The organism is Methanosarcina sp., assembly GCF_035390745.1.
GTDB lineage: Archaea > Halobacteriota > Methanosarcinia > Methanosarcinales > Methanosarcinaceae > Methanosarcina.
Window position 1 is genome coordinate 1 of record NZ_DAOOUJ010000031.1, and the last position, 13,895, is coordinate 13,895.

A 13,895-nucleotide genomic window follows, 5' to 3' on the forward strand; every position below is an offset into this window, starting at 1 on the left:
CAAATCCGTACTCTCGAAAAACTGCGGGATACGCTGCTGCCTAAACTGATGAGCGGGGAAGTGAGGGTTGAGTGTGAGGATATGGGATAATGATTGAATATATTTTCAAGCTTTTTTTAACATTAAATTCATTATTACTTTCTTTGATGGTTTTTCTCATTAAAGAAGAGATTACCATAAACCCATTGCATCCTTACCTTTCAAGTTTGCCAGCCATAATTTCTTACTTATTATATTTTGGAATTGTCTTTATACTTACATTGATAAGCATTCGTCTTACTAACTTCTTAGACACAGATACAATAGATAAATTGTCAATATCTGTCATTGAACCTGCCAATGATGCATTCTTACCAAGTTATTTAGGCTATTTTTTTGTCGCTTTGAGTGCACCAAACATTGAGGTATTTCTTTATGTTTTTGTAATAATCTGTATTTTTATTTACCACTCCAGAATTTCGTATTTCAATCCTATCTTTTTCCTGATTGGATTCAATTTTTACTATATAACAAATAATAAGAATACTAAAGTGTTAATAATAACACGAAAACAACTTAAAGAGCCAAAAAATGTGGAATTTAAGAATTTAAAGCGTATCAATAATTATACATTTATGGATATGGAAAGGCAAGTATTATGAACCATTTATTAGCGAAAATAACAGGTCGAAATGGTGCAATACTGAAAGTCATGTCTGATGAAAATGATTTATTTGATTTACCTGACTTATCAGATACCCTAACATACACACCATCTTATAAGCTGGAAGATTATGAATGGTATAAATTGGATAATTTTTTGAGCCATGGTTATGAAAATGACCTGATAGGAACAACATTTGATAGCACGGTTTATAACCAAATTACGAGACAACAATACTCTAAAATTGATTATTTATGCAGTAAACAAGGCGATTTTTTTCTTTTTCAGAAAATGTCTTCAACTCGCTTATTGAATAAAAAGTGGTTTGAGATTTCAGGCGCACCAAGACTTGAAATAAATAAACCAATCATTATTCTCAATAGTTATGTCGATGCAGTTTATAGTATAAACGATGATATTCTTTATTTTAAGAATATTGCCACAATCAAATCAATGTTCAAAGGTATTGAGGAACTTTATCGGGAAGCTACTCAAGCTGAAGTCGATAATTTTTTGAATCACAATTTTATTTCTTTGGCAGGAACATTTTCTAGTGACAAAGTGAAAACATCTAATCGAAAACGTATAGCAATAGCAATTGATATATTGAACCAATTCACGGAAGATGACGAAAGACAGATCTTCCAATATATTCGTTCTTATTGTGAAGATGTTCCGGTCAATGGTGAAGCTTTTCTTGTCAGCACAGAGAATCATTTAAAAAAGATATTATACGGTATAGAGCAGAGATACTATACAACTCCGTTAGGTAATGAAAAAAGACTTGCCAACTCAATATTGACACTAAGTGTTGACTAATTAACAAATATAATGATGAGAGATTGCCAAATTAAGTATAAAAATCAGTCCTCAAATGCCTCAAACATCATACATTGTCGATATATCCACATCACCCTAACTATCCGGAGCTAAATGACCATGAATGAGAACAACCTTTCCAGCAACCAGTCAGATTTCATCCTCTACACTTCTAACGAAGGGGACGTTAAGGTAGAGGTTGTATTGCAGGACGAGAACATCTGGCTGACACAGAAGGCAATGGGGGAGCTTTTCGGTACGGACAGGAGTGTTATTACCAAACATATCGGGAACATTTTCAGCAGTGGGGAACTGGACGAAAAAAGCAATGTGCAAAAAATGCACTTTGCATATTCCGATGAAAGCCGAACAGGAATACGAAGAATACCGCGTAATACAGGACAGGAATTACATCTCTGATTTTGACAGAGAGGTACAGCGCATAAGGGAGAGTACGGATGACTACAACTAAAATCACAGAGTCCGAAATAGAAAAATTCGCCATCGAACTCCTCGAGCTTCAGGGTTACCAGTACATCTACGCCCCGGAAATTGCCCCGGACAGTGACACTCCTGAACGGGAAAGATTTGAGGATGTGCTGTTATTAGAACGCCTGCGAAAAGCAGTTGGCAGGATCAATCCCGGCATTCCGGCAGATGCAAGGGAAGATGCCATCAGGCAGGTTCGGCGCCTGAACTCTCCTGAACTCATCTCCAACAACGAGGCGTTTCACAGGATGCTTACGGAGGGCATAAACGTAAGCTACCGAAAAGACGGGGCAGACAGGGGAGATCTGGTCTGGCTGGTTGATTTTAACGATCCTGAAAATAATGATTTCCTTGTTGCCAATCAATTCACTGTTGTTGAGAACGATAAAAACAAACGTCCTGATATCATTCTTTTTGTAAACGGTCTGCCACTTGTAGTTATCGAGCTCAAGAATCCTGCTGATGAGAACGCAACCGTAAAATCTGCGTTCAGGCAGATGCAGACATATAAACAAGCCATACCATCTTTATTTGCATACAACGGTTTCATGGTCATTTCTGATGGGCTGGAAGCAAGGGCAGGTTCCCTCTCCGCCGGATTCACCCGGTTTATGGCATGGAAAAGCTCGGATGGCAGGGGTGAAGCCTCACCACTCGTCGGACAACTTGAAACACTAATTAAAGGGATGCTTGAAAAAACCACACTCCTGGATATTCTCCGGCACTTCATCGTATTTGAAAAATCGAAAAAAGAAGACTCGGCAACAGGTATCATTACTATTCAAACCGTAAAGAAGCTCGCTTCATATCATCAGTACTATGCAGTTAACCGGGCGGTGGAATCGACACTCAGAGCATCGGGTTATGCTGCAAAGGAAAACTGGGATTGGGATACTTCAGGTATAAATTATGAAAGTCCTGAAAGTTACGGTCTTCCCGGAGTGAAAAAACAGCCAGTCGGAGACCGGAAAGGCGGTGTCATCTGGCACACCCAGGGGAGCGGCAAATCCCTTACCATGGTATTCTATACAGGAAAAATCGTGCTGGCAATGGACAATCCCACCCTGGTGGTGATCACTGACAGGAACGATCTCGACGACCAGCTTTTTGATACTTTCGCCGCTTCAAAGCAACTCCTGAGGCAGGAACCTGTGCAGGCAGAGAACAGGGACCATTTGAAACAACTCTTAAACGTCGCATCAGGTGGAATCGTATTTACCACCATCCAGAAGTTCCAGCCCGAAGAAGGCAACGTTTACCCGAAACTCTCAGACCGGGAAAACATCATTGTCATAGCTGACGAAGCACACCGGACACAATACGGCTTCAAGGCAAAAAATGTTGATGTCAAAGATGAGCAGGGAAATGTAATCGGCAAAAAAATCGTTTATGGTTTTGCGAAATACACACGTGACGCCCTGCCCAATGCCACCTTCCTTGGTTTTACCGGTACACCGATAGAAAAAACAGATGTGAACACGCCTGTTGTTTTTGGTAATTATGTTGACATCTATGATATATCACAATCTGTCGAGGACGGCGCCACAGTAAAGATATATTATGAAAGCAGGCTGGCAAAAGTAGCTCTTAGCAGTGAAGGAAAAAAACTTGTCGCAGAACTGGATGAAGAGCTGGATAAAGAAGACCTTGCAGAAACCCAGAAAATCAAAGCGAAATGGACTCAACTGGAAGCCCTGATAGGCAGTGAAGCCCGGATAAAACAGATCGCACAGGATATTGTAACCCATTTCGAACAACGACAGGAAGTGTTCGAGGGCAAAGGAATGATCGTTACAATGTCACGAAGGATAGCTGCCGACCTGTATGATGAAATCATCAGGATAAAACCGGAATGGCATAGTGACGAACTCCGAAAAGGTGCTATCAAGGTCGTCATGACCTCAGCATCCTCTGACGGCCCCAAAATATCGAAACATCATACCACAAAAGAACAAAGAAGGATTTTAGCAGAACGAATGAAAGACCCGGAAGACGAGTTAAAACTGGTAATTGTCCGGGATATGTGGCTTACGGGTTTCGATGTTCCGTGTCTTCACACGATGTACATCGATAAGCCAATGAAAGGTCATACCCTCATGCAGGCGATCGCACGGGTAAACCGCGTCTATAAAGACAAGCCCGGAAGTCTGATAGTTGATTATCTGGGAATAGCTTCCGACTTAAAAGAAGCTTTATCTTTCTATTCTGACAGCGGAGGGAAGGGAGATCCTGCTGTACTTCAGGAAAAAGCAGTTCAGTTAATGCTTGAGAAACTGGAAATCGTATCCCAGATGTTTTATGGATTTACCTTTGATGATTACTTTGAAGCGGATACTTCCAGAAAGCTTTCAATCATACTTGAAGCCGAAGAACATATTCTGGGTCTTGAAAATGGCAAAAAAAGGTACATTGATGAAGTAACTGCTTTATCAAAGGCATTTTCCCTTGCTATCCCGCACGAACAGGCAATGGATGCAAAGGACGAAATTTCGTTCTATCAGGCAGTAAAAGCCAGACTTGTTAAATTTGACAGTACCGGAACAGGTAAAACAGACGAGGAAATTGAAACTGCGATCAGGCAGGTTATTGATAAGGCTCTTGTTACCGAACAGGTGATAGATGTATTTGATGCAGCCGGAATTAAAAAACCGGATATTTCCATATTATCAGAGGATTTCCTTTTAGAAGTCCGGAATATGGAACACAAAAATCTGGCTCTGGAGGTTCTGAAAAAGTTGCTCAATGATGAAATAAGAGCTCGAACAAAGAAGAACCTTATTCAGAGCAGATCATTAATGGAAATGCTGGAAAATTCTATCATGAAGTATCATAACAAGGTATTAACTGCGGCTGAGGTCATTGAGGAATTAATTAAACTCAGTAAAGAGATTAAACGGATGGATAAAGAGCCTCAGGAAATGGGCTTGTCTGAATTTGAATATGCCTTTTACACGGCAATTGCAGATAATGAAAGTGCCAGGGAAGTAATGCAAAAAGAGAAATTACGGGAATTAGCCGTTGTTTTATTTGAAAAGGTAAAACAAAACGCATCCATTGACTGGACAATTAAAGAAAGCGTCAGGGCCAAATTAAAAGTAATTGTAAAAAGGACATTAAGGCAATATGGTTATCCGCCTGATATGCAGGCACTTGCTACAGAAACAGTGCTTAAGCAGGCAGAATTAATTGCAGATGAAATAACAAAGGGTGTTTAATCTATCAAATGGAAAGCACTTTAGTAATGAGGAACAACGAGAATCAGAAAAGATATCGGGGAACTTTACAGGATCCTGACAAAGTATTACGGGATTGCAGCTGCATACTGCTGGGATCTGGTGTCCAGATTGAAAATTGAATTAGATATGTACTTCCCAGGCGGGAAGCACCTGTGTTTCGTTGGATAAAAAACGTTTAAATAAGTAACGTTTTTTTGATCTCACTTTCCACAGTAAATTTTAGTATTTTCATAATTTTTCCTGTTATCGATTTTCGTTCTAACGTTAATTTTTGGACTTCTATCCAGAAGTTAAAAGCAACTATAAGATGTTTTATAGAGACCAAAAATCGATATCATCTAATTTTCACCAATTCCACTCAAATATGAATTAGTTTAATAGATTCCAAAAACGAACAAAATCCCAAAATCTAGTGAAAAACATAAAATCAAAATCACTAGATTCTGAAACTGGATGTATCAAATTTCCATTAATCACCTTTTTTTATTTCATTTATTGAACTCGTACTAATCCAGTTGGATTAGCACGGAACGCCCGTGTTGACTTCCGGGTTGCTTTTTCTGTCCATCAGGATCCAGGGAAACGGGGAGCTGGGTCTGTCAGGCTTCTTCTTTTTTTGTCTGCGGAGGAGTGGAGAAGAAACCCTCATAGAAACTCTCATGCACCCGCTTGCGCTCTCTGTTTATCTGGTCCGGTGTTGCACCGAATTGTCTTAAAATCATTTCCATAACCGAGAGCGCCACTTCACCCTCGTCGGAAAAGATGACGTCTGCCCCTGCAGCAATCAGGTTTTGCCGGTTGGACAGGTAGGTGGTCCGCGCAATGATACTTATATGAGGGTTCAATTCCCGTGCCTGCCTGACAATCTCGCATTCTCCCTTAACATTGGATACACTAAGCACCAGTGCATGAGCATTCTTGATCCCGGCCTCGATAAGCGTATTGACGCGTGCTGCATCCCCGTATACTGTCCGGTATCCCTGGGAACGAAGAGACTGGACCGTCTGGACGTTCAGTTCAACGATCGTCGGGAAGATATCGTTCTCCAGAAGCAGCCGTACTACGGTCTGGCCGACGATCCCGTACCCAACCACGATTACATTGGTCTGTCCGGATTGTTTGTTCGCCTGCTCGTTCGTAGCCGGTGCGGGTGCACATCGTGCATGGATACAATTGGTGAGACCCGGTGTACACCGGTCTAGCCAGCGTTCTATCTTTCCGCCAGCCCTGAAGAGGAGCGGGTTGAGGGTAATTGATATGATTGCAGCTGCTACGAGGATATTCTGGGCATTTGCAGGAAGAATATTCATGTCTGCTCCCACTGTTGCCAGAATGAATGAAAACTCACCGATCTGAGAGAGAATCAGGGCAACAGAAAGCGCAACCCTGAGAGGGTATCGCATCAGGACAACGATGAGAAACGCCACCAGCGGTTTGCCCAGCAGGATGATTGCAAGGGTGGCTATCACGAGAACCGGAGACTCGATCAGGCTATTCCAGTCAAAGAGCATTCCGATCGAGACAAAGAAAAGCACTGCAAATGCATCCCGCAGGGGAAGTGCCTCTGTTGCGGCCCGCGTGCTGAATTCTGATTGTCCCACCACCATTCCGGCGAGGAATGCCCCCAATGCCATCGAGACATCGAACATATAAGCCGATCCCACGGCGATGCCCAGGGCGATTGCCAGCACTGCGAGGGTAAACAGCTCCTGTGAATTGGTACTTGCAATATGGGTGAGCAGGCGCGGGAGAAGACGTCCTCCGACTGTAAAGGTGAACACCAGCAGGACGATGATTTTTATAGCTGTAAACACGAAGGCTTCAATGATGCCAATTGTCCCGACAACTCCCGGACTGAATATGGCAGGGAGCAGCACAAGGACAAATACGGTAAAGAGGTCTTCCATCACCAGCCAGCCCAGGGCAATATGCCCGGTCTGCGTATGGATCTCGTTGTTGTCCGAAAGGACACGAGTAAGGACAACAGTACTTGCGACCGATATGGCAAGACCAAAGACGATTCCTACCTTCCAGCTCCAGCCGAGCATATGCATTACGATTGCTCCAAAGGCTGCCGTCGCCAGGCTCTGGATAAGGGCTCCAGGTAGGGCAATGCGCCTGACTGCCCAGAATTCCCGGAAATGAAACTGCAGGCCGACCCCGAACATGAGCAGGATAACCCCTATCTCGGCCAGTTGTTCAGCGAGTTCTGTGTTTGCAACGAAACCTGGTGTGTGCGGACTTACCATGATCCCGGCCAGAAGATAACCAACAATTGGTGAAAGTTTGAAGTAATGAGTAAGATAGCCAAATACCAGAGCTGCAACAAATCCTCCGGTCAATGTGAGAATTAGATCAAGATTTTGCACGTATATTCTCCGTTTTAATATAAAGACTATTTATGAAAAAAATGTTTTTTTGTCAGAACTTAAAGTTTTCAGGATCTAAACTCCATGTTCTGCCTTTCATCTCCTTCTTTAATTTGCATTGTTTGCTAATTGTAAAGCTTAATTTGCTAATGTGGGATGTCATCCTATATTCCGGTAATTTCTGCATCTATGTAGTTATATTCATCAATACATTTCTGGACCGCATTTAGAAATTCTTCATCCGAATACATTCTCATAAAATGATATTTGTTCGCTGTCCTGGACTGTAGTTTTTTCTTTCTTCTGCATGATAATTCACTGTCTAATTAGCTTTCTCATCCCTTTTATCTGTATTCCTATTTAGCATATATCATTTATCTTAATAAATTATATTTTTTTCTACTAAAAAATAATATTTTATGAGTGTGGAATCCACAACAACATGATATACTAAGAGAATGAGCAAAGAGAATGAGCAAAAATCAAAGAAATTCAGAAAGGCTGGAATATCTTAATGTGAAAAATTTATAGAAGTTTCAGTTTTTTACAATAAACATATGTATATGACGAGATGGATGTCCTTGACGGTATGGTACCTTGGAACTCTGCTGAATTTTGATAAGCTATCACAATATTGCAGCCCCATACTGTTGCAACCTCGTATAAAGGATAAAAATAGAACTGATTGTATTGTCCGGATGGTAAACCCTGTGTTTCGTTAGACAGGTGTCCGGACATAAGTAAAAAAAACACTTAACTAATTTGATGTTTTTCAATTAGTGACATATGAGCTTTTACCTCCGAGTTTACCTCTCCGAAAGGGCTTCTGCAATAAGAGGGGCAACACTCAGTTTGCTTTCGGCTTTCTCGAGAGTGTCGGTTCCTATTATGTCCTTTACTCCTGCATTGAAAAGCCTTAAAGCTGCATTTCTTGTAAGGACAGGGTGTACACAGGCAAGGTGGACATCAATTGCTCCCTGGGCTTTAAGCATCCTTATTGACTCAGCCATTGTCCCTCCGGTTGCAATCATATCATCCACAAGGACAACATGCCTGCCGGTTACATCAAGGCTCTTTGTCTTGATAACGACTGTGTCTCCGCTGAGCCTGGTTTTCTGGAGGTGGTCATGGTCAAAGCCCTGTCCAGAAGCCACATTCTTTATAAGTTCCTGAGCTCCTTCATCCGGGGCGACCAGCATGGGGTTCTCAAGGCCGAAACCCGCAACATACTCACCCAGGAGGTTTGCCGCATCAAGGTTTCTCGCGGGGCAGGGGAAGTGGTCAAGAACACTCTTTTCGTGAATATTTATTGTAAAAATCCTGTCAGCATTAATACAGCGGGCAATGGCGCGGGCACTTATTGGCTCTCCTGATTTGAACTTCTTGTCCTGCCTTGCATAGCCCATGTAAGGGATCACAACATTGATTTCGGCTGCCCCCTCACAGGCGTCGATAAGCTGGAGCAGGGAAACAAAATCAGAGTCTGTAGGCATACTCTGGATAAGGGTCACGTTTTCATTTTCTATTTCGTCTACGATTCTAAGATAAAGTTCCCCGTCAGGGAAGCGGTTAAACTCGCAGAGTACAGGCTCTGTCCCCAGAGCTCTGGCTGTGCGGCTGGCAAGTAACTGTGATGCTGGTCCACCTATAATCTTCAAGATACATACCTCAGTTTGCCGTCTTGATATATTCCATCCTTTAAAAAACTTATTTTTAATGGACCCCGATTTTCTCTTTTTCAGGAGCTTTAGCCTTTGATCTTTTCAAGCACCCTGATATTTCTTATCAGTGTATGCGGGTAATTTCCTGTTTCATCCTTTTCCGCGGATTTTACCATATCCCAGACGGTAAGCAGCGCAACAGAAACCCCCGTCAGAGCTTCCATTTCAATTCCAGTTTTCCCTACAGTCCTGACCTCAACTACAACAGAAACCGCTTCTTCCTCTATTTCAAAGTCCACATCTATCCCTGTTATAGGGATCTGGTGGCACATTGGAATTATCTCCGGGGTCTTTTTAACTGCAAGAACGGCTGCAACCCTGGCAGTTGCAAACACATTTCCTTTCTCCACAGTTCCTGTTCTTATTTTTTCTATGGTTTCCGCGGAAAGTACGATTTCCCCCGCAGCCCTTGCCAGCCTGGAAACATTGTTTTTTTCGCTTATATCGACCATTCGCGCCCTGCCGGCTTCAATATGAGTAAATGACTTTTCCACGAAATCACCGCGTTTTTCGTACGATCCGGAACTTCATTTAAATTCCGCTTTTTCTGCTCAGTCAATCCTTATCTGTTTTCGCTGCGAGTAGTCCTCAATCGCCTGCACCAGTTTGTCTGCAAATTCTTCGGCTTCTTCAAGGTTAAGTTTCACAACTTCTTCATCTTCCCCATGAAAAATCGTGACCCTGATCCTTGACCTTTCGATCTCCACATCTATTTTTCTCTCAAAATCACGTACCATTTCTCTTACCCCTCTCCGTATATGAGCGATTATTTTTGAATATTCTATGGTTATGTTTGAATATTGTTTGAGTAGTATTTGAGCATTATCTGAACATTGTTTTATCTGAACATTGTTTCTGAATTATATTGTGTTTTTTAGAACATCTTTCTCCACTCTACTCCGCTCTGATTTTTTATCCTATTTCTGCCCCTTTGATTATTTCAGGGATACTTTCAAGCACATCAGTCGCAAGCAGTGCATTTCCTGCTTTTTCGAACGCCAGGTCTCCGGCTGCCCCATTTATAAAGGCTGCACAGGCTGCGGCGAGAAGTGCCGGATTTCTTGAAAACATAGCCCCTGTAATGCCTGCCAGAACATCTCCGGTACCTCCTACCGTCATGCCGGGATTTCCCGTCCTGTTCAGAAAGGTCTGTTTTCCGTCCGAAATAATGTCTGTTTTTCCCTTCAGGAGAGTAACCACGCCATTTTCTTCGGAAAATTCCCTTACGGCTTTTTCGCGGGCTTCAGCGTCTTCCGGAGTTTCCACACCTCTCAGGCGCGCAAATTCTCCCGCATGCGGGGTCACTATTATTTCACAGTTCCCTGCAAGGGTCTCGAAAAGAGTGCCTGAAAGGGCTGAAAGGGCATCAGCATCAAGGACCAGTTTCCTGCAAAAGGGCAGAATTTTTCTAACAGTTTCAAGCGTCTCGGCTGCTTTTCCAAGCCCCATCCCCATCACAACCACGTCATGGGAATTGATGAGGTCTGGAAGGACAGAAAGGTCTTCAGGGCAGAGAATGTTTGAAGAGAGTTTCTTTACAATAAGGTCAGGTGAATAAGATGCTACAATCTCAGCTATGGATTCCGGGACTGCTGCGGTTACGAGATCTGCCCCTGTCTTCAGGGCGGCAAGGGCTGCAAGTGCAGGCGCTCCGGAGTAAGGGCCTCCCCCTATGACAAGGATCCTTCCTGCATTTCCTTTATGCGCCTCAAGCTTCCTCTTATAAAGCATCTGCAGGTCACCAGGGCCCACATAACGTTCAGCATCCGCGCAGACCCCTATTTCTGCAACCTTTATCGTACCTGTATGCTCTTTTGCCTGCTCTGTGAGAAGCCCGGCTTTCATGCGGTGAAAGGTTACGGTCAGGTCTGCATATACGGCTTTATCAAAGTCTCCTCCATCAGGATCAAGCCCTGAAGGGATATCTATGGCAATAACTGTTTTTCCGGCTTTCCTTTCTCTGTTAATAAGGTCAATTGCAGTTGATTCGGGTTCTTTTATTTTTCCTTTAATTCCTGTGCCGAAGACAGCGTCCACAATCAGGTTTGCTTCCGAAAACCAATCCAGGGCTGTAAGCTGGCTTGAATCCCTTATTTCAAGCGTTTGCACCCTGCTGAACCTTAACAGGGAGAAATTGTGAAGGGCTTCTTCAGTTCCTATGTCCAGGTCTTTTCCAAGCAGGATAACCTTTACGAGGTACCCGGGAATGCCTGCAAGGTGTCTGGCAGCAACGAAAGCATCGCCTCCATTATTGCCCCTTCCTGCTACAAACAGTACCTTTCCGCTACCAAGCCTTTCCTTTACACTCTGTGCAACAGCTGCACCTGCATTTTCCATTAACTGAAGCGGGGACATGCCCAGATATGCACAGTTTGTATCGATCGCCTTCATCCGTGAAGAACTGATGTATTTCATGCTCTTGCCTGCAGGTCTTCTATAACTTATGTAATTTCTATAACTTGTATGGTTTTATTATAAGTTAAATTCCTTTACCGGAAGCTGGAACGCCCCCCTCCGGTACTCTCCCATTAGGTCACTTTTCCTTTATTTGCCATTTCACAGGCACCCAGATTGAATTTGATTGTTTTTAGTCCACCTGTGTTTTTATGCTGAAATTATTTATACAGAGGAAACCTTATCTGCTCTTATTACAATATATGCTGCATTCTAATATAGCATAATGCCGGTAAAAGGATTAAACTTGAACCAGATGCTGTAAGAAAGTCTATACTCAGGATATATGCCAGTTCGTCACAGGAAACTTATCTTTCCATTACTTCACCAGGGGTAACAAATGTATACTAAGAGCAACTAATAGTTCAGGTTAGATAACTAATATAAGTATATTTTAGAAAAACAGTAATAATTCAGGACTCGGCTTGTAAAAACGAAAGCGAATATGTGACTATAAAATTATCTTATGAATCGGATTTAATACTTAAATAATTTTAAATAGCCTTATGTCTAACAATGTAATGTCTTTCGTTATTCCTTTATTGAGATTAAATCGAGAGAAAAGTAAAAAATTGTAAGCAGGCAGGAATCTGATCAAATGTTTGCTTTCCTTTGCACGTGTCTGGACTTACATGAAAGCAGGAGGATGACTTTTGTCTAATTCTTCAAAAGATGCGGATAGCAGCCTTAAGAGTACAGTTAAACCCAGGTATCTCATTCTGGGTAGCGGTAGTATTGGTTTTGCGCTTGCAAAAGAGCTCAGGGAAAGCAATAAGCTTGTAATTATTGTTGATAAGGACGAAGCCAAGGTTGAGACCCTCCGGGAAGAAGGTTTTGAGACCATCCTCGGAGATATCTCTGACCCCGAACTCGTTAATAATATTGATCTTAAAAATGTCGTTGCAATACTCTTCCTGAGTTCTAACAATGAGGCTAACAGGAAAGGAATTGAGAACTTTAAGAAAGTTGTAAACCCGGATATCCAGATCTTTTCCCGGGCTTCGGATATTATTAATAAAGAAAAGATGGAAGACCTTGGGGCGGATTACGTCTTTATGCCTTCCAAGCTTGTTGCAAGTTCCCTTTCCCGCTCTCTCGAGAGAGCTGAATCAGTTCACAGGGGCAACAGGCTTGCCAGATGGCTGAAAGGGATAAGGGACAAAAAACTGGCTATCGTAATCCACGATAACCCTGACCCTGATGCAATATCCAGCGGGCTTGCTCTTAAGGAAATTGCAAAGAGTCTGGGGGTTGAAGCCAGTATCCTCTATCACGGTAGGATAGGACATCAGGAAAACAAGGCTTTCGTAAACCTCCTCGGGATTGACCTTGGAAAGATGGAAGAGCATGATCTGAAGGACTTTGACGAAATTGCCCTGATAGACTGTTCAATTCCTGGTGTCAACAATATGGTTCCCCCTAATTCCTATGTAGGGATCGTAATTGACCATCACCCGCCAGGAGAAACCGAGATAAAAGCTGAGTACATCGATATCAGACCCAACTTCGGGGCAACAGCCACCATAATGACAAAGTACCTGCAGCAGTTAAATATCAATATCTCAAAGACCCTGGCAACGGCTTTGCTTTACGGGATCAGGACCGACACGCAGGATTTCAAGCGAAAAACTGATCCTGCAGACCTATCTGCTGCTTCATACCTTTATCCACTTTCAAACCACGGGATACTGGACCAGCTCGAGCAGCCTTCAATGGCAATTGAAACCCTTGAAGTGCTTGGAGAAGCCATCCGGAACAGGCAGGTCCTCGGGAGTTACCTCCTCTCAAATGTGGGGAATATCCGCGACAGGGATACTCTTCCTCAGGCTGCAGATTACCTCCTGAGCCTTGAAGGAATCTCCACAACGGTTGTCTTTGGGGTTTCGGAAGACCGCATCTACATCTCCGGGCGCAGCACAGATATAAGGGTCAATCTTGGAGAGATCATGCGCCAGGCTTTCGGAGAGGACGCAGGCGGGCATGCAAATGCAGCAGGTGCTCAGATACCTCTTGGAGTTTTCAGCGCCACAAAGGACAGGCAGACGCTCCTGAGGCTTGTTAACGAAGCAGTCGTCAAAAGGTTCCTCAATGCTGTCGGAGTTGAAAGTACAGGAGAATAAGCCATAGACAGGGTTCTGGAGATAAATTTTCAGAAAAGTAATTT

At 42.9% G+C, this 13,895-nt stretch carries 10 protein-coding genes; 5 read left to right on the forward strand and 5 right to left on the reverse strand.

Annotated elements, in window-relative coordinates; genetic code table 11:
* Positions 1-89 precede the first annotated feature (89 nt).
* The 4 genes from PLL47_RS08655 to PLL47_RS08670 all read left to right on the forward strand — a co-directional run bounded on the left by PLL47_RS08655 (position 90) and on the right by PLL47_RS08670 (position 5,166).
* Positions 90-641 (forward strand): KwaA family protein, encoded by a 552-nt coding sequence (locus PLL47_RS08655; RefSeq protein WP_324445792.1) that lies wholly within the window; start codon positions 90-92, stop codon positions 639-641.
* A complete protein-coding gene (locus PLL47_RS08660; RefSeq protein ID WP_324445793.1) occupies positions 638-1,462 on the forward strand; it encodes a hypothetical protein in 825 nt (274 codons plus the stop codon). The genes PLL47_RS08655 and PLL47_RS08660 overlap by 4 nt, the downstream gene beginning before the upstream one ends.
* Positions 1,463-1,582: 120 nt before the next feature.
* A complete protein-coding gene (locus PLL47_RS08665; RefSeq protein WP_324445794.1) occupies positions 1,583-1,882 on the forward strand; it encodes a virulence RhuM family protein in 300 nt (99 codons plus the stop codon).
* Positions 1,883-1,920: 38 nt separating this feature from the next.
* The gene (locus tag PLL47_RS08670) at positions 1,921-5,166 is read left to right on the forward strand and encodes a type I restriction endonuclease subunit R (RefSeq protein WP_324445795.1); all 3,246 of its coding nucleotides are present in this window, start codon (positions 1,921-1,923) and stop codon (positions 5,164-5,166) included.
* Positions 5,167-5,786: 620 nt separating this feature from the next.
* Here PLL47_RS08670 and PLL47_RS08675 read toward each other — a convergent pair.
* From PLL47_RS08675 to PLL47_RS08695, 5 genes are all read right to left on the reverse strand, one after another.
* Positions 5,787-7,556, reverse strand: a complete 1,770-nt coding sequence (locus PLL47_RS08675) for a cation:proton antiporter (protein ID WP_324445796.1) — start codon at positions 7,554-7,556, stop codon at positions 5,787-5,789.
* An 806-nt stretch (positions 7,557-8,362) separates the two neighbouring features.
* The gene (locus PLL47_RS08680; RefSeq protein ID WP_324445797.1) at positions 8,363-9,214 is read right to left on the reverse strand and encodes a ribose-phosphate diphosphokinase; all 852 of its coding nucleotides are present in this window, start codon (positions 9,212-9,214) and stop codon (positions 8,363-8,365) included.
* A gap of 89 nt (positions 9,215-9,303) precedes the next feature.
* On the reverse strand, positions 9,304-9,771 hold the full coding sequence (gene moaC / locus PLL47_RS08685) for a cyclic pyranopterin monophosphate synthase MoaC (RefSeq protein ID WP_324445798.1): 468 nt from the start codon (positions 9,769-9,771) through the stop codon (positions 9,304-9,306).
* Between the two features lie 57 nt (positions 9,772-9,828).
* Entirely contained in the window at positions 9,829-10,014 is a 186-nt protein-coding gene (locus PLL47_RS08690) for a hypothetical protein (RefSeq protein WP_324445799.1), read from the reverse strand.
* A gap of 175 nt (positions 10,015-10,189) precedes the next feature.
* Complete coding sequence (locus PLL47_RS08695; protein WP_324445800.1) at positions 10,190-11,692, reverse strand: NAD(P)H-hydrate dehydratase; 1,503 nt, start codon at positions 11,690-11,692, stop codon at positions 10,190-10,192.
* Positions 11,693-12,384: 692 nt separating this feature from the next.
* On the opposite strand from PLL47_RS08695, the gene PLL47_RS08700 reads away from it, so the two are divergent.
* Positions 12,385-13,851, forward strand: coding sequence for a DHH family phosphoesterase (locus PLL47_RS08700; protein ID WP_324445801.1), 1,467 nt, complete (start codon positions 12,385-12,387; stop codon positions 13,849-13,851).
* Positions 13,852-13,895 lie beyond the last annotated feature (44 nt).

Bases quoted from the DNA above. Each gene is read 5' to 3' on its own strand.
- PLL47_RS08655 (WP_324445792.1), top strand. From the start codon at position 90: ATGATTGAATATATTTTCAAGCTTTTTTTAACATTAAATTCATTATTA.
- PLL47_RS08660 (WP_324445793.1), top strand. From the start codon at position 638: ATGAACCATTTATTAGCGAAAATAACAGGTCGAAATGGTGCAATACTG.
- PLL47_RS08665 (WP_324445794.1), top strand. From the start codon at position 1,583: ATGAATGAGAACAACCTTTCCAGCAACCAGTCAGATTTCATCCTCTAC.
- PLL47_RS08670 (WP_324445795.1), top strand. From the start codon at position 1,921: ATGACTACAACTAAAATCACAGAGTCCGAAATAGAAAAATTCGCCATC.
- PLL47_RS08690 (WP_324445799.1), bottom strand. From the start codon at position 10,014: ATGGTACGTGATTTTGAGAGAAAAATAGATGTGGAGATCGAAAGGTCA.
- PLL47_RS08695 (WP_324445800.1), bottom strand. From the start codon at position 11,692: ATGAAATACATCAGTTCTTCACGGATGAAGGCGATCGATACAAACTGT.